A 16,733-nucleotide genomic window follows, 5' to 3' on the forward strand; every position below is an offset into this window, starting at 1 on the left:
GCAAGGCACAGGATCGCCATGACTTCGGACGCCACGGTGATGTCGAAGCCAGCCTCGCGCGGGAAGCCATTGGCCACGCCGCCAAGCGACGCGGTGATCTGGCGCAGCGCGCGGTCGTTCATGTCGACGACCCGGCGCCACACGACGCGACGCACGTCGATATCCTGCTCGTTGCCCCAGTAGATGTGGTTGTCGATCATCGCCGACAGCAGGCTATGCGCGGATGTGATCGCGTGGAAGTCGCCGGTGAAGTGGAGGTTCATCTCTTCCATCGGCACGACCTGCGCCATGCCGCCGCCAGCCGCGCCGCCCTTCATCCCGAAGTTCGGCCCGAGCGAGGCCTCGCGGATGCAGATCATCGCCTTCTTGCCGATCTTGTTCAGACCGTCGCCCAGACCCACGGTGGTCGTGGTCTTGCCCTCGCCCGCGGGCGTCGGGTTGATCGCGGTGACGAGGATCAGCTTGCCATTCGGGCGGTCCTGTACTTCGTCGATGAAGGCCTGCGAAATCTTCGCCTTGTCATGGCCGTAGGGCTGCAGATGCTCATACGCAATCCCCAGCTTCTCCCCGATCTCACGGATCGGCTGCTTCGTCGCCTCGCGGGCGATTTCAATGTCGGTTTTGAAGGCCATTTGGATGCACGTCCCGTTGGTGGTGTCTTTGCGCCAACGCTTAAACGGCACGGAAACGTCACGTCACGGCGAATCCGACATATCGGCACGGTCTTGCGGCACCGCCGGTCGACGGCTTCCGACGCTTGGAGCGCATCGGAAACACGATCACGGGTTTTGGAACATTTTCGGGACGCTGCCGTTCCCCGGATATGAGGACGCGGGGATACTCCCTGCGCCACGCCAATCCCCCCAACGGAGGAGACGCACCATGATCACAGTATATCGCACCCTCGCTGCCACCACCGCCCTGACAGTGGCGGCCGGTATGGCCACGGCGCAAACCGACACCGAGGCCGACACCCAGACCCGCATGGACGCATCCATGTGCGAACGCGGCTACGCCCGCTTCGACGAGAACGGCGACGGCACCCTGTCCGACAAGGAACTGAGCGACGCCTCGACCACCGCCTTTGGCGACAGCGATGCCAATGATGACGGCTACCTGTCCGAGGCGGAATATGTCGATTGCGTCAACAAGTTCGCCGGTACGCAATCCGCCAGCGCCGACCGCAATGCCGACAATATGACGCGTTACGACGCAAATGGCGACGGCACGCTGACACAGCAGGAATTCATGAACGCCGCCGACAGCGCCCAGCAGGCCATGGCAGGCGGCGATGACAAGGCCCAAGAGGATATGGGCCGCATCCTGTTCGTTCCGGTGGGCACCCAGCCCGTCTGGCAAGACATGACCCGCGAAGACGCCGCCGCGCGCAGTGCCATCCTGTTCATGGCGCTCGATACCGATGACAGTGGCGATGTCACGAACACCGAGTGGGGTCAGCAGCAGGCCACGGCCAAGGACGCGACCCGCAAGGCCGAAGACGACTTCGCCGCCACCGATGCGGATGGCTCGGGCGACGTCGATCCGACCGAGTTCGGCCAGCGCCTGCAGGAGATGGTCGCCGCAGCCAAGGAACGCGCTGACGGCGCAGCCGAAGAGAACAGCGTGTCCCGCAACGCAGGTGGCATGTCAGACGACGCGACCACCGATGACAGCGCCGACACGACGCCGATGAACGCGCGCAACTCGGACGCGCCGGTGGTCTTCTTCACCTATGACTGGGTGATGTAAGCCCCGCGTATCCCTGACCCAGACCAACGCCCCGGCTTCGCGCCGGGGCGTTTTTTCAGTCCGGTTGCCAAGGCCGCTGCATCGGAAGATGCAGGCGCAGGTGATCACCGACCGCCACCCGCCCCTCGCGCGCGACCCAAGCCGTGACGCCCCGCCGCCCCTTGGCCGCCGGTTTGAACCGCTTGCCAAAGCCGGGCGCGACGGTCTCGATGCTTTTTGCCGGGAACTGGCAGGGCATGTTTTCCATATCGACGGTCAGGGTCGCGCCCGAGGGCGCCTGCAACCGCGAGGATGGCGGCACATGGGTGAAATCGGGAAGGCCCCTGACCACCATCGTCGCCCCCAGCCGCGCCGGATCGATCTCATCCACCCCCATGGCTGCCGCGATCGCCTCCAGTTCTTCGAGGCTGAGGATCGACACCTGCCGTTCATTGCGAATCTCGGTTCCGCGCGAGTATTGCGCCTTCACGCGCGAGCACGAGGGGCGCGTCAGCCCACCATGGACAGAGCCTTCGACCCCGTCAAAGCGCAGGTGCAGCGCCTCGCGGCGCTCGCTCAGCATGGCATTGCGGTCGGTCATGGTGAGCACACCCAACCAGACGATCTCGGCCATGTAGTCACTCGGTTCCAAGGCAGGCATGTCGCACCCCTTCCAGTCAACGCTTCAGTCGGCGGGCCGTGGCTCGGTCCCGACCCGCTCGACGGTAAAGAACAATCGCCGGAACGGGAACAGCACCTCGCCGTCCGAACCGGCCGGGTAGACCGTGCCGATCACGCTTTCATAGGCCGCGATCAAGCGCGCCTGCTCATCCGCATCCAGCGCCTCCAGCACCGGGCGGGCAAAGGTCGAGGCGGTGAAGCGGCGCACCGGGTGGCCCTCTTCGCAGGGCGGCAGCAACTGGAAATACTCGGTCTGCCACATGGTGAACCGTCCCATGCCGCCCAACAGGTGGTAATACGCCGCCGGGTCGAGAATGCGCGGGCCGTGGCTGCGGTCCACACGACCCGGAAACAACTCCTCGGCCAGTTGCATCCACAGCCGATGCGAGGGCTGCTGGTTCTGGTGCGGGACCTGCACCGCCAGCACCCCGCCGGGCACGAGGCACCGGGTCAGGCGCGGCATCAGCGAGCCGTGGTTGGCCAGCCAATGCAGCGCCGCATTGGAAAAGATCAGCGCGGCCTGTCCCCGCCAATCGGCAATGTCGCCCTGATCGAGCAGATCGTAACAGTCCTCGGCGCGCGCCTCCGACAGCATCGCCGGCGAACTGTCCACACCGACGATCCGACGATCGGGAAAGCGCCGGCGCAAGGCCGGGCCGACCGCACCGTTGCCGCAGCCAAGATCGACCACATCGCCTTCGGGCAGGTCGCCGATCCGCGCCAACAGGTCCAGCGCCGGTTGCAGGCGATGCCCGCCGAAGCGCGCATATTCCGCCGGGTTCCACCCTGCCATGATCCGTCCCCACCAAAGAAAATCGGCCGAAGCTTACGCTCCGGCCGATCCGTTGACAAATGCGCGTGATGTCACGCAGAGGGTTCCGGCTCCATCCCGCCATCGCCGCCGGGCTTGGCCTTGGGCTTGGTCTTGGGAATGGCGGTCAGGCTGGGCTTTTCCTCGACCGCGCCGTCATCATCGTCGTCATCCTTGTGCGGCGGCTCACCGCGCATGACGCGCTTGAGCTCCTCGCCCGACAGGGTTTCGTATTCCAGAAGGCCCTGCGCGATGCGCTCGAATTCGACGTTCTTCTCGGTCAGGGTCTTGATCGCCAGCTGGAAGCCGTCCTCGACGATGCGCTTGACCTCTTCCTCGATGGTTTCCTTGGTCTTGGCGGAAACCGAGAAGCCGCCGGTATTGCCGGAATAGCCCTCGGCCGCTTCGGCGTAGTCGATATTGCCGACCTTGTCGGACATGCCCAGACGCATGACCATGGTCCGCGCGATGCGCGAGGCCTGCTGGATGTCGCTGGCCGCGCCGCCGGACACCGATTCGGCACCGAACTTGACGATCTCGGCGGCCTTGCCCGCCATCGCCATGGCGATCATCTGCTCCATCTGGTCCTTGTGATAGGACAGGCGGTCATTCTCGGGCAGCGGCTGCACCATGCCAAGCGCCTGACCGCGCGGGATGATCGTCGCCTTGTGGACCGGGTCGTGCTTGGGCAGGACCAGCGCCAGAAGCGCGTGCCCGGCCTCGTGATAGGCGGTCATCTTCTTCTCGTCGTCCGACATGACCATCGAGCGGCGCTCCGGCCCCATCATGACCTTGTCGCGCGCCTCGTCGAAATCCGCCATCGTCACGAAGCGACGCCCGACGCGCGCCGCCATCAGCGCCGCCTCGTTCACGAGGTTCGCCAGTTCCGCACCCGAGAAGCCCGGCGTGCCGCGTGCGATGATGCGCAGGTCCACATCGGGGCCAAGCGGGGTCTTGCGCGCATGCACGCCAAGGATCTTTTCGCGGCCCTTGATGTCGGGGTTCGACACCGTGACCTGACGGTCGAAGCGGCCCGGACGCAGCAGCGCGGGGTCCAGCACGTCGCGGCGGTTGGTGGCGGCGACGATGATGACACCCTCGTTCGCCTCGAAACCGTCCATCTCGACCAGAAGCTGGTTCAGCGTCTGTTCGCGCTCGTCATTGCCACCGCCGTAACCTTGGCCACGGGCACGGCCCACGGCGTCGATTTCGTCGATGAAGACGATGCAAGGCGCGTTCTTCTTGGCCTGCTCGAACATGTCGCGCACGCGGGACGCACCGACACCGACGAACATCTCGACGAAGTCGGAACCCGAGATGGTGAAGAACGGCACACCGGCCTCGCCCGCAATCGCGCGCGCCAGCAGCGTCTTACCGGTGCCCGGAGGGCCGACCAGCAGCGCGCCTTTGGGGATCTTACCGCCCAGACGGCTGAACTTCTGCGGGTTGCGCAGGAATTCGACGATCTCTTCGAGCTCTTCCTTGGCCTCGTCGATGCCAGCCACGTCGTCAAAGGTCACGCGGCCATGCTTTTCGGTCAAGAGCTTGGCCTTGGACTTGCCAAAGCCCATCGCGCCGCCTTTGCCGCCACCCTGCATGCGGTTCATGAAGTAGATCCACACGCCGATCAACAACAGGAAGGGCAGAAGGCTCAGCAAGAAAGCCTGAAGGCCGGATTGCTCCTGCGCCTCGGCCTCGACCGGGATGTTGTTGTCCAGAAGCAGGTCGGTGATCGCCGCATCCTCGGGCTTGATGGCGACGTAATCCTGTCCGTCACTGCCGCGATAGCGAATCTGTTCGCCGTCGATGGTGACGGAACTGACCTGATTGCCTTCGACCGCCGACACGAACTCCGAATAGCTGATCTTGCGGCTCTGATAGGTGCCGCTGTCGCTGTTGAAGAGTTGGAACAGCGCCAGGATCATCAGGAAGAGGACGACCCAGAAGGCGATATTTCGAGCATTGCCCAAGGGAAAACTCCTTTGACTGCGGGGGCGACCCGCGTTTCATGGGGTTGTTGCGTAACATAGACATCCCCCCGCCCGGTTCAATGCGAAAGAAGGTGGTTTGCGAAGCCGCCCCGGTCCTTTCGCAGGTCCCCAATTGTCGCACCCGGCCCGTATCCCAGACCGTCGCAGGCAATCACCCGATCGCCCTGCCAGATCGCAGGCAGCGACAGGGCGATGCGATGCGGTGGGCCATCGGCCTGTTCCCGCAACTGCCGCCAACCGTCCTCGCCCAAGGCGCGCAGGGTCAAACCCTTGAATTCATTGCCCTGAACGTACCATCTGTGGTCCCAGTCGGACTCCGTTCCAACCCCCGCGCGTTGATCCATCACCGCCGCATGCTCTCGGAAAATGGTTAACCAGCCGTTTACAAACGTGGCAACGCAGCCATGCAAAGTCGTCGCGCCGCCGCTGACAACCATATCACAGAAGTGATCCAGCGCCTCGCCCCTTGGGCCATATTCCGCCGCCGAGACATAGGTCAGCGCCGCCCGCAGCAGCCGACGGCGCGTCGCGCGTTCCAGTCCGTCATGCCAGCCGGGCGCAAGACTCAAGCCGCCCCAAGGCTCCTCGCGCCCCACGTCACGCCAGACCTGAAGCGCGCGCCGGGCCAGCGCCTCGCGGTCTTCGCGCAGCCGTTCGGCGGTGGCGGCCAGCGTCCCGCGATCCAGCCCAAGCGCTTCGAGCACGGGCAGGTCCGCACGGATGCGCGCCCGGTCATAGGCGGGATCGTCATTCGACGGATCATCGACAAACGGCACCTTGAGCGTGGTCACGTAATGCCGCAACTCGGCCCGCGACATGTCCAGACAGGGGCGCACCAGCGTATACCCATGCACGGCACGCATCGGTGCCATCGCCGCCAGCCCGTCCACACCGGACCCGCGCGCGAGGCGCATCAGGAACGTCTCGGCCAGATCATCGCGCGTATGGGCGACCAGCACGTGGCGCAGATCGCCGCGCCAGTCCTCGAACAGCGCCAGACGCCCGCGCCGCGCCGCGTCCATCTTGTTGCCCTGTCCGTCCCACTGCCAGCGCAGCGTGTCATGGGCGTGCCCCAGCAGTGCGCATTCCCGCGCCACCATCGCCGCCTCGTCCGCCGCGTCAGGGCGCAACCCGTGATCCACCGTGACGACCCGCAAGGTCACGCCAAAGCGCCGCGCCCAGCCATGGCACAGCGCCAGCATCGCCATGCTGTCGCCGCCCCCGGACACGGCCAGCCCGAGGCTGGACGGAAAAGAGGGCCCCAGTAGGGCCCCCATCGCGTCGGCAAATCTTTGGTCGAGGCTCACTGGCAGGCCAGCTCGGCCATGCTGGACTGCGCCTGACCGGCAAAGCTGGAGCCGGGGTAGCGCGTCGTGACCTCGTTCAGTGTGACGCAAGCCTCGGGGGTCGAGCCCAATGCGGCCAGCGACGTGCCCAGCCGCCAGAGCGCCTCGGGCGCAACGTTCGAGTCGGGAAAGCTGGAATAGGAGGTCAGGTAGCGCCGCGCCGCCTCGCGCGTGTCACCGGTCAGGTCCAGCGCCTTGCCCTCGGCCAGCAGAACCACAGGCTCCAGCGGGCTGCCCGGATAGGTCTCGCGGAATTGCGCGAAGAGTTGCGCCGCATACGCGCCGTCGCCCTCGTCCAGCGCCTTTTGCGCGTCGCGGAAATCGGCCTCTTCGCTGACGGCCAACTCACCGTCGAAGGGGATGTCGTCCGTGGCGGGCTGGATCGGCTGCGCGGGCGCGACCTGCGGCACCGCATCGCCGCCCAAGGGCAGCGATTGCCCCAAGGCGCCGATGTCACAGCCCTCTTCCATCTCGCAGATGCGGAATTCCAGATCGCCCAGCCGGTTTGCCCCATCCGTGGCCACCTGCCCGATGCGGTATTCCAGTTGCTCGGTCTTGGCGGTGATGCGCGACAGTTCCGCCTCGATCGTGTTGATCCGGTCCAGCGTGCTGCCGCCCACCGCGACGGACGTGCCGCCCGTGGTCGACAGCTCGCGTTTGAGCTTTTGCAACTCGACCGACAGGACCGCCAGATCCTGCTTCATGTCGGCAAGGGTTTCCTGAGCGGAGGCCTGCGCCCCCGCCAGAATGCACAAGAGTACCGCCAAAACCCGTGTCATGCCTTACCCCGTCAGCGAAGAGGCCGAGATCACCGTCACCGCGCGGCGGTTCTTGGCATAGCACGATTCCTCGGAGCAGATCTCCAGCGGGCGTTCCTTGCCGTAGGAGATGAACTTCAGCCGGCTGGCGGGCACGCCTTTGGACACGAGGTATTCCATCACGGCGTTGGCCCGGCGTGCGCCGAGTGCGAGGTTGTATTCGCGGGTGCCCTGCTCGTCCGCGTGGCCTTCGATCACGGCGAGGTAATCGGAATTGGTCAGCAGCCATTGCGCCTGCCCGTCCAGCGTCATGCGCGCCTCGGGCGACAGGCTCGACTGGTCGACGGCAAACAGCACGCGGTCACCGACGCGCTGGCTGAAATAGGCGGCCGAGGACGGGTCGTCGGCGCTGCCCGGCACGAAGGCACCGGCGCCAGCACCCGCGCCGGGGCCAGCCCCGGCACCGTTGTCGAAGCGATTGGGATTGGCGCAGGCCGCCAGCCCGAGGGCGGCCACCAGCATCAGGGCTTTGGGGAAATGGGTCATGGTCTGTCCTGCTCTTGTCGTTAAGGGTTCGTTTACCACGAAACGACGGTTAGGGGAATCGTCTATGGCGTTACTGCAAGGGTCCCCAGCTGGGGTCCGATGCCCCCGCCGGTGTGCGCACGCGTTTCAGGTTCCGGCCGGAAATATCGACCGTATAGAGCGCCGAAGCCCCCTGCGCGCCCTGCGTCTCGCGGGCGAACATCAGCACGCGGCCATTGGGCGCCCAAGACGGGCCCTCGTCCAGAAAGGACGCGGTCAGCAGGCGTTCCTCGGACCCGTCGGTGCGCATCACGCCGATATGGAACCGGCCCGCATTCTGCTTGGTAAAGGCGATCATGTCGCCACGCGGTGACCAGACGGGGGTGCCATAGCGCCCGTCGCCAAAGCTGATCCGGCGCCCCTCGCCGCCCGATGCGGGCATGATATACAACTGCTGGCTGCCGGACTGATCGCTTTCATAGACGATCTGGCTGCCATCGGGGGAAAAGCTGGGCGCGGTCTCGATGGCCGGGCCAGCCGTCAGGCGGCGGGTCGCACCCGAGGCCACGTCCATCGCCCAGATATCGGTGTTGGACCCTTGGGTCATCGAATAGACCACCATCGACCCATCCGGCGAGAAGCGCGGCGCAAAGCTCATGACACCGTCATTGGCCTGCAGGATGCGGCTGTTCACATCGCCGACGCTGAGGATATGCACCCGCGGAAAGCCCGTCTCGTATGACGTATACAGCACCCGGCTGCCATCGGGCGAAAAGCGCGGCGCCAGCACGATCGACGCGCTGTCGGTCAGGTACTGCACGTTTGCGCCGTCGTAATCCATGATCGCAAGACGCTTTTCCCGCGCGTCCTTTGGCCCGGTCTCGGACACGAACACGACGCGGCTGTCGAAATAGGGCGTCTCGCCGGTCAGGCGGCTATAGACCTGATCGGCGACCTTGTGCGCCAGACGGCGGCGGCCATCGACCTGCGCGGCAAATTGCATGCCCTGCCCCATCTCGGTCCCGGCGAACACGTCCCAGACCCGGAACTTCACCACGACGCGGCCCGAGGCATCGGCGGATACTGCGCCGGTCACCAGCGCCTGCGCGTTGATCGCCTTCCAGTCGGCGAATTGCACCGGCGCGCCGAAATTGCTGACGCGGCTGATATGCGCGTCGCGCGGGATTTCCCGGAACAGGCCCGTGCCCACGAGGTCCTCGGCCACGATGCGGCTGAGTTCCTCGGCATATTGCATGCCTTCAGAATTCTCGGCGACGAAGGTCGGCACCGCCAGCGGCAGCGGTTCGACCACACCCTGGTCCAGCGTCAGCCGCAGCGGTTCGGCCCGCGACAGGCCGGGGCTTGCGGCAGAAATCAAGGCCAGCATCATGGCCAGCAGGATCGGGGCGAGGTTACGCGTCATTCCATCCCTCCTTTGGGGACTGCTCGAACTGATATGCGGCTCTGCGGCCGCCTCTGGGGCACAATACGCAAGTTTGGCAATCGGCAAAACACCCATGCCGGGCCGGTTGGGCGGGGAATTGCCGAATTCGGGCGTCACGTTTGCGTGGGATGTCATCTCAGCCGCATGCTTGTCGGGTCGAAGGTCAGTTCGACCTCTTTCCATGTCTCGTATTTGTCCGGCGGAAGCTGGAAGCCATCGGGCAGTTGGCAGCGCAGCACGGCGCGCCGCGCAGCCTGAAAGGCGGTTTCGGCGGCGGAACCGGAGCCGCCCGTGGCCCCGATCAGGCGCACATGACTGCCCACGACCTTGCCGTCGCGGCCCAGTTCAAAACCCACGGTCACGGTGACATTGGCGGACTGGCTGCCCACATCCACCTGCCAGCATTTCTGCACCGCAAGGCGGAACGCCTCCTGTTCGCGCCCGGTCAGGGGTGGCCCATCGGCGGCGGGCGCGGGGTCGCCGCCGCCCAGTGCCTCGGCCAAGGCGTCGTTCAAGGCGCTGTCGGCGACGGTCGGGGCCGGTTCCGGCTCCGCCTCGGGTTCGGGGTCCGGCTCGGCGCGGGCGGTTTGCTGCGGGCGCGACTTCGGGCGCATCGACGAGGTCGGCGCGCGCGATCCGGCCGGTTCCTCGGCCTCGGTCACGATCTCGGTCGAGGTTTCGGGCGGCGCGGTCTGTTCCTGCGCCTCTTCGGCCTGCTCGGGGGCCTCGGCATCGGGGTCGGCGGCTTGCTGGGTCTCCTCGGCCTCGACGGCCTCGGGCGGCGGGGCCTCGGTTGGCTGATCGGCGACGCGCGGCGCCGGGCGCGGCTGTGGCCGCACCGAGTCGAGCGGCGCGTTGATCTGAGGCGTCGGTTCCGGCGCGGGTGGCGCAGGCGTCGGGTTCGGTTCCGGTGCAGGCGGCACCGGGATCGGCTGCGGCTCAGGCTCGGGGGCCGGCGCGGGCTCTGGTTCGGGTGGCGGCGCGGGCGCGGGTTCGGGTTCCGGGGGTGGCGCAGGCTCAGGCTCAGGCGCGGGCTCCGGTTCGGGCGTCGGCTCAGGCTCGGGATCGGGCGCAGGCGCAACCGGCTCTGGCGGCTCGGCCACCTCCGATGGCGCGGTCAGCGCGGCAAAATCCGCCTCCGACAGGACGGTCACATCGGCGATCTGCATATCCGGCGGCTCCGGACGAAAGACTCCGCCCAGCAGCAGCCAGAGGAACAGCGCGCCATGCGCCCCGCCCGAGATATACAGCCCTCGGCTCATGCCCTACTCGCCGTTCAAAGCAGGCCCGCCCACATCGGTCACCAGACCGATCGAGGAAAAGCCCCCCGCATTGAGTGCCCCCATGATCTGCGCCACCTCGTTATAAGGCACAGAGCCATCGGCGCGCAGATAGACACGGTCATCGGCCCGCTCGGCGGCAATCGCCCGCAGGCGTCCCACCAGCGCATCGCGCGCGACCTCGGTGGATTGGATCAGCACCGCGCCTTCGGCGGTGATCGACACGGTCAACGGTTCCTCGGTTTCCTGCGGCAGCGCCTGCGCGGCGGTCTTGGGCAGTTCGACGGGCACGCCGACGGTCAGCAAAGGTGCGGCCACCATGAAGATGATAAGCAGCACCAGCATCACGTCGACAAACGGCGTGACGTTGATTTCCGACATCGGCTGCGCGCCCCGGCGCCCGCGTCTGCGGCGGCTTCCGCCCCCGCCCTTTTTCATGACCCCTGCGCCCATCGCTCAGGCGTCCAGCTGGCGCGAAAGGATGGTCGAGAATTCGTCGGCAAAGCTTTCGTAGCCGCCGATGATCCGGTCCGCATCCGCGCTGAATTTGTTGTAGAACACCACGGCGGGGATGGCGGCCATCAGGCCAAGGCCGGTGGCCAGCAGCGCCTCGGCGATGCCGGGGGCCACGACGACGAGCGAGGTGTTCTGCTGCGCCGCGATCTCGATGAACGAGTGCATGATGCCGAAAACCGTGCCGAACAAGCCGATGAAGGGCGCGGTCGAGCCGACGGTGGCCAGCACCGGCAAGCCCTTTTGCAGGGCTTCGGCCTCTTTCTGGATGGTGACATCCATGGACCGGTCGATGCGCTGCTGCGCATTGGCGATCAAGGCGCCATCCTCGCGGTGACTGCGCCGCCATTCCATCATGCCCGCGGCGAATACCCGTTCGCTGCGCCCCTTGGGATCGGGTCCGAGCGTTTCGAACAACTCGTCCAAAGGCTCGCCCGACCAGAAGGCCTGATCGAAGCGCCGCGCCTCGCGGCGGGCCGATCGGTAGGCGATGAACTTGTCGATGATGATCGCCCAAGACCAGATCGAGGCCCCGATCAGCACCAGCATCACCAGTTTGACGGTCAATGTGGCGCGCGCAAACAGCGCCCACATGGAGAAATCGATCGCCTGTGCGGCGGCCAGCGTTTCAGCTTCCATGAACCTGCTCTTTTCCTGTCGGCCCGTGTCGTCCGGGCTCTGATTACCGGTGTTATTAACCGATTTGCAGGGGGAAGGCTATCATATTGGCGTCATCACGCCGAATTCCCCGCGCATCGGCGGGTTGGTGCCGCTGGAGGCGTCGGACGGGGGGCACGCCAGGCCTGCCTCAATGGACGCGCTTGCGCAACTCTGCGGGCAGCCGGGCCGGATGGCCGTCCAGCGTGGCACAAACAGCGGTCACCTCTGCGCGAAACACGACCTCCTCGCCGCGCAGGACCTCTTGGGTCATGACCAACCGCACGCCGGTCATCGCCTTGACGGTGGTGCGCACCTCCAGCGCGTCATCGTATTTCGCAGGCAGCAGGTAGTCACATTCGATCCGGCGCACGACGAAGACGATCCCCTCCTCGCGCATGGCATTTTGGTCCAGCCCCTGCACCTTCACCCAGTCGGAGCGCGCGCGCTCGATGAATTTCAGGTAGTTGGCGTGGTAGACGATCCCGGCCATGTCGGTGTCTTCGTAGTAGACGCGCACGGGAAAGGTATGGGTCATGACGGGCCTCGCTTGCTTGCAACGCCACCTGACACCAAGCCCTTGGCCATCGCAACCCGAAGTCGCCCGCAAAGCGGACAGATCGGGTCACTCGCGCCTTGTGCCTTTCGGCACCTGCGGGCATGAAATGGCGGGAACGCCCCAAGGATCCAGCCCGCGATGAATTTCGACCTCTCGGCCCAGCCGCAATTCGTGCAGACCGTCGCGGGCTATGCCCTTCAGGGGTGGGAGATCGCCGCAGGCTGGCTGCTTTCGCCCGCCGCATGGTCGCAATTCGGCCTGCTCGCCGTGGCCTATATCGCGGCGCTGTTGCTGACCCGGCGTCTGAACCCGACGATCCGACGCCTGCTGACACCGGCCACGGGCAGCACCTCGATCATCGCAACCGCGCGCCGCTTCATCCTGATCTTCCTGCCGCTGCTCTTGCCGCTGCTGGCCTTTGCGCTGACGGCCATCGGCGAACAGGCCACGCGGGCGCTGTTCGGATCGGGCGCGGTGATCGCATTCGGCAAGCGGGTCTTCCTGTTCCTCGCCGCGCGCATTCTGGTCAAGGAAATCCTCACCGATCCGTTCCTGCGCTTCCTTGGCAAGTTCGTGCTGCTGCCGATCATGGCGCTCTATGCGCTGGGTCTGCTCGACATGGCCAGCGCGCGCCTGAACGAGGCGAGCGTCAGCCTCGGCAACATCTCTTTCTCGCTCGCGGCCATCATCCGCCTGCTGATCGCCGGGTCGCTGCTGTTCTGGCTGGGACGGTGGTCCAACGACCAGACCGGTGGCTTCATTCAGAAGCAGGAGACGATGCGCCCCGCCACACGGCAACTGGCCACAAAGGCGTCCGAGATCCTGATCTACGGCATCGCCTTCCTGCTGTTGATGAACATCGCCGGCATCCCGCTGACCTCGCTGGCCGTTCTGGGTGGCGCCATCGGCGTGGGCTTGGGCTTTGGCCTGCAAAAAATCGCGTCCAACTATATCTCGGGCATCATCCTGTTGCTCGAAGGTCAGGCCACGGTGGGCGATTTCGTCGAGTTGGAAAACGGCATGGCGGGCACGATCGTCAAGACGACCGCCCGCGCCATGATCCTCGAAACCTTCGACGGGCGCTGGATCGTCGTCCCGAACGAGGATTTCATCACCACGCGGGTCATCAACTATTCCGACCAAGGGTCGTCGAACCGCTATGAATTTCCCTTTCAGGTCAGCTATGACACCGATATCAACCGGGTCCCGGCGATCATCGAGGCGGCGGTGGCCACGCATCCGGCCGTGCTCGACGCGCCTTTTCCGCCCGATTGCGAGCTGCGGGGATTCGGCGAAAGCGGCGTGGATTTCGCCGTCGAGTTCTGGGTGAACGGCATTGACGACGGCAAGCACAAGTTCACCTCGGATGTGGGGTTTCTGGTGTGGAATGCGCTCAAGGAGGCGGGGATTGAAATACCCTATCCGCACCGGGTCGTGGAATTGCGGACGCCGCCCACGGCTGCGGAGGTCTAGGGGCTCCGCCCCCGCCCTTCGGGCTCCCCCGGGGTATTTTTGACAAGAAGAAACAAGGGGCTGCGATTTTGACAGACAGGACGGCATACGCCTTGGTGATCGGTGGCGGTCCTGCCGGGCTGATGGCGGCTGATGCTTTGCTGGATGCCGGGCATGCCGTCGTGCTGGCCGAGGCCAAGCCGTCGCTGGCGCGCAAGTTCCTGATGGCGGGCAAGTCCGGCTTGAACCTGACCAAGATGGAGCCGCCGGACAAGTTCCGGGCGGCCTATGACCGGGCCGAGCTGCGCCCCATGCTGGACATGTTTGGCCCGGATGACGTGCGGTCATGGGCCGAAGGCTTGGGCCAAGAGATGTTCACAGGCTCGACCGGCCGCTTGTTTCCGAGGGGTATGAAGGCGTCCCCCCTGCTGCGCCGCTGGTTGGCCCGGCTGGACGGGATGGGGCTGGACCGGCGGGTGCGCTGGCGTTGGACCGGGTGGGAGGCGGACGGCTGGCGGTTCGACACGCCCGAGGGCGGGCGGCTTTTGCGTCCGGCGGCGACGGTGCTGGCGCTTGGCGGGGCCAGCTGGGCGCGGCTTGGCTCGGATGGTCGCTGGGCGGAGCAGTTTCGCAATGCGGGCCTGTCGGTTGCGCCCTTTGCACCGTCGAATGCCGCGCTTTCGGTGACGTGGTCGCCGCATATGGCGCCCCATTTCGGTGCGCCGCTCAAGAACGCGGTCTTTCGCGCGGGCATGCTGGAAAACCGCGGCGAGGCGATCCTGTCGGCCGGCGGTCTCGAAGGCGGGGGTATTTATCCGCTCACGCCTGCCGTGCGGGACGGCCATTGCCTGACAATCGACCTGTTCCCGGACCTGCCGGAAGCCGAGATCGCGACCCGCCTTGCACGACCGCGCGGCAAGCAGAGCCTGTCGAACCACCTGCGCAAGGCCCTGCGCCTGTCGCCGGTGCAGCAGGCCTTGATCATGGAGTTGACGCGACCTCTTCCCAGCGATGCCACGGCGCTCGCCCGCGTGCTCAAGGCCTTGCCCATCACGACCGCGCAGCTGCGCCCGATGGACGAGGCGATTTCGACCGCCGGTGGCGTGCCCTTCGAGGCGCTCGACACGTCGCTCATGCTGAAGAACAGGCCCGGCACCTTTTGCGCCGGGGAAATGCTGGACTGGGAGGCCCCGACCGGCGGCTACTTGCTAACCGCTTGTCTGGCGACCGGCCTTTGGTCCGGGCAGGCGGCCGCCCGCTGGCTGGACCAATGGTAGGATGGGTTCAAACCCATCCTACTTGAGCGATCACACGGCGGCCTTGCGGCTTTCGTCCAGATAGATCTCGCGCAGTCGCGTGGCGCGCGGGCCAACCGCGCCGGTGCCGATGGCCTTGCCGTCGATCTCGACCACGGGCATCACGAAGGTCGACGCCGAGGTGATGAAGGCCTCATCCGCGCCCTGCGCCTCTTCGATTGTGAAGTTGCGCTCTTCGACCTCCATCTGCGCCTCGCGGGCGAAGCGCAGCACGGCGGCGCGGGTGATGCCATGCAGGATGTCGTTCGACAGCGCGCGGGTGACGATCTTGTTGCCCTTGATGAAATAGGCGTTGTTCGAGGTCCCCTCGGTCACGAACCCATCCTCGACCATCCACGCATCGTCGACGCCGGCCTTCTTGGCCATCATCTTGCCCATCGACGGGTAGAGCAGCTGCACCGTCTTGATGTCGCGACGGCCCCAACGCACGTCCTCGATCGAGATGACCTTGATCCCCTTCTTCGCGGCCGGGCTGTCGGCCAGACCGGGCTTGTTCTGGGTGAACAGCACCAGAGTCGGCGACACCTCGTCCGGGTCGGGGAAGACGAAATCGCGATCCGCCGCCGCGCCGCGCGTGACCTGAAGGTAGATCATGCCCTCGTCGATGCCGTTCAGTTCCACCAGCTTGCGGTGAATCTCCAACAGCTCGTCCTTGCTGCAGGGCGCGCGCATGTCCAGTTCGCGCAGCGAGCGTTCCAGACGCACGGCGTGGCCGTCAAAGTCGATCAGCTTGCCGCCCAGAACGCTGGTCACCTCGTAGACGCCATCCGCCATGAGGAACGCCCGGTCGAAAATCGAGACCTTGGCTTCGGTTTCGGGCAGGTACTCTCCGTTGACGTAAACGGTGCGGGTCATGGCGGGTCTCCTTGTGGCGCGTCTGTCGGGCTGGATGGCTCGATTACCCAAAGCTGATTGCGGCGCCGGTTGCAAGGGATCGGGCGCAGGCTTCTCGCAATATCAGCAGTGAATGCGTGGCAATGGGTTGCGCCCGCCACAAGTGACAATCCTCGTGCACCTGCGGTTGCTCGATCAAGGCAGTCAATTCCGGGCCTTCAGCTTCAAGGCCATCCGGCACGTCAAGCAAGTCTGCAAGTGTATCCAGCTCCGCCTTCAGACGTGGGACAGAGCCCAACGGCCAGATGTGATCCCCCTTGCCATCCAGCGCATGGGGTGTAATCGGAACCGGGAAGTCCACCGGGACATAGTACCCTTCGGCATCGGAATGCGCCACGAGATGCGCAAAGGTTGGGCAGGGCGTTGCCTTGGGTGCCCGTCGCAACAGCTGTCCAATCCTCCCCACCTTGGCTGGGCCGCAGAGATGCACCATGTAGGCGTCAAACAGCCTTTCTTCGGCTGACATATCGTCGCCATTCAGCAGGGCATTCCGTGGGATGGGTTGACCCATCCAGTGCAGCGCGGCGACCGCCCGGAGCGCATGCAAACCGGAGTAGCCGTATCCGTCCGCCCACCAGACCGCGCAGGTCTCAGGCTCTGTATGAAGTGGCAGGAAACGGTTTTCGAGCGCGCGGTTGATGGCCGCCATATCCCGTTGGATGTCAGCACAGCCGTCAGGATCATGTTCCATAAGATCGGCCAGAATGCCGACGGTGATGCCCAAACCCATGGGATACCTCGCACTTTTGGGGATAACCGCATCGGATCACAGGCACGT

Annotated in this window: 17 protein-coding genes; 3 read left to right on the plus strand and 14 right to left on the minus strand. The window is 65.6% G+C overall.

Annotation, left to right across the window (positions count from 1 at the left end; genetic code table 11):
* The coding region (locus D8Z78_RS21505; RefSeq protein WP_128910885.1) for a formate--tetrahydrofolate ligase at positions 1–632 on the minus strand (632 nt) is incomplete at its 3' end.
* A gap of 250 nt (positions 633–882) precedes the next feature.
* Here D8Z78_RS21505 and D8Z78_RS21510 point away from each other — a divergent pair.
* Positions 883–1,749: an EF-hand domain-containing protein gene (locus tag D8Z78_RS21510; protein WP_164933054.1), complete on the plus strand. Its 867-nt coding sequence runs from the start codon at positions 883–885 to the stop codon at positions 1,747–1,749.
* 55 nt (positions 1,750–1,804) lie between these two features.
* On the opposite strand, the gene D8Z78_RS21515 is transcribed toward D8Z78_RS21510, so the two are convergent.
* From D8Z78_RS21515 to ybgC, 11 genes are all read right to left on the minus strand, one after another.
* On the minus strand, positions 1,805–2,389 hold the full coding sequence (locus tag D8Z78_RS21515; protein ID WP_121632724.1) for an MOSC domain-containing protein: 585 nt from the start codon (positions 2,387–2,389) through the stop codon (positions 1,805–1,807).
* 24 nt (positions 2,390–2,413) lie between these two features.
* Positions 2,414–3,202, minus strand: coding sequence for a methyltransferase domain-containing protein (locus D8Z78_RS21520; RefSeq protein WP_121632725.1), 789 nt, complete (start codon positions 3,200–3,202; stop codon positions 2,414–2,416).
* Positions 3,203–3,273: 71 nt separating this feature from the next.
* Entirely contained in the window at positions 3,274–5,190 is a 1,917-nt protein-coding gene (gene ftsH / locus D8Z78_RS21525) for an ATP-dependent zinc metalloprotease FtsH (protein WP_121632727.1), read from the minus strand.
* Between the two features lie 77 nt (positions 5,191–5,267).
* Entirely contained in the window at positions 5,268–6,488 is a 1,221-nt protein-coding gene (gene tilS, locus D8Z78_RS21530) for a tRNA lysidine(34) synthetase TilS (RefSeq protein WP_121632728.1), read from the minus strand.
* A 26-nt stretch (positions 6,489–6,514) separates the two neighbouring features.
* On the minus strand, positions 6,515–7,336 hold the full coding sequence (locus D8Z78_RS21535; protein WP_121632730.1) for a tetratricopeptide repeat protein: 822 nt from the start codon (positions 7,334–7,336) through the stop codon (positions 6,515–6,517).
* Between the two features lie 3 nt (positions 7,337–7,339).
* Positions 7,340–7,861, minus strand: a complete 522-nt coding sequence (gene pal, locus D8Z78_RS21540) for a peptidoglycan-associated lipoprotein Pal (protein ID WP_121632731.1) — start codon at positions 7,859–7,861, stop codon at positions 7,340–7,342.
* A gap of 70 nt (positions 7,862–7,931) precedes the next feature.
* A complete protein-coding gene (gene tolB, locus D8Z78_RS21545) occupies positions 7,932–9,263 on the minus strand; it encodes a Tol-Pal system beta propeller repeat protein TolB (RefSeq protein ID WP_121632734.1) in 1,332 nt (443 codons plus the stop codon).
* Positions 9,264–9,415: 152 nt separating this feature from the next.
* Positions 9,416–10,546 (minus strand): cell envelope biogenesis protein TolA, encoded by a 1,131-nt coding sequence (locus tag D8Z78_RS24755; RefSeq protein WP_164933055.1) that lies wholly within the window; start codon positions 10,544–10,546, stop codon positions 9,416–9,418.
* 3 nt (positions 10,547–10,549) lie between these two features.
* Positions 10,550–11,017, minus strand: a complete 468-nt coding sequence (tolR, locus tag D8Z78_RS21555) for a protein TolR (RefSeq protein ID WP_121632737.1) — start codon at positions 11,015–11,017, stop codon at positions 10,550–10,552.
* Between the two features lie 3 nt (positions 11,018–11,020).
* The gene (tolQ, locus tag D8Z78_RS21560; RefSeq protein ID WP_121632739.1) at positions 11,021–11,716 is read right to left on the minus strand and encodes a protein TolQ; all 696 of its coding nucleotides are present in this window, start codon (positions 11,714–11,716) and stop codon (positions 11,021–11,023) included.
* A 169-nt stretch (positions 11,717–11,885) separates the two neighbouring features.
* Positions 11,886–12,272 (minus strand): tol-pal system-associated acyl-CoA thioesterase, encoded by a 387-nt coding sequence (gene ybgC, locus D8Z78_RS21565; protein WP_121632740.1) that lies wholly within the window; start codon positions 12,270–12,272, stop codon positions 11,886–11,888.
* A 159-nt stretch (positions 12,273–12,431) separates the two neighbouring features.
* Between ybgC and D8Z78_RS21570 the strand changes: the two genes are divergently transcribed.
* Both D8Z78_RS21570 and D8Z78_RS21575 read left to right on the plus strand, forming a co-directional pair.
* Complete coding sequence (locus tag D8Z78_RS21570; RefSeq protein WP_121632742.1) at positions 12,432–13,766, plus strand: mechanosensitive ion channel family protein; 1,335 nt, start codon at positions 12,432–12,434, stop codon at positions 13,764–13,766.
* 68 nt (positions 13,767–13,834) lie between these two features.
* The gene (locus tag D8Z78_RS21575; RefSeq protein ID WP_255446374.1) at positions 13,835–15,022 is read left to right on the plus strand and encodes a TIGR03862 family flavoprotein; all 1,188 of its coding nucleotides are present in this window, start codon (positions 13,835–13,837) and stop codon (positions 15,020–15,022) included.
* A 30-nt stretch (positions 15,023–15,052) separates the two neighbouring features.
* On the opposite strand, the gene D8Z78_RS21580 is transcribed toward D8Z78_RS21575, so the two are convergent.
* Positions 15,053–15,916 carry a D-amino-acid transaminase gene (locus D8Z78_RS21580; protein ID WP_121632744.1) on the minus strand — a complete coding sequence of 288 codons (864 nt, stop codon included), beginning with the start codon at positions 15,914–15,916 and terminating at the stop codon, positions 15,053–15,055.
* Between the two features lie 43 nt (positions 15,917–15,959).
* Positions 15,960–16,685, minus strand: coding sequence for a hypothetical protein (locus tag D8Z78_RS21585; RefSeq protein ID WP_121632746.1), 726 nt, complete (start codon positions 16,683–16,685; stop codon positions 15,960–15,962).
* Positions 16,686–16,733 lie beyond the last annotated feature (48 nt).

The organism is Tropicibacter alexandrii (assembly GCF_003667315.2).
In the GTDB taxonomy this organism is placed as follows: Bacteria; Pseudomonadota; Alphaproteobacteria; order Rhodobacterales; family Rhodobacteraceae; genus Tropicibacter; species Tropicibacter alexandrii.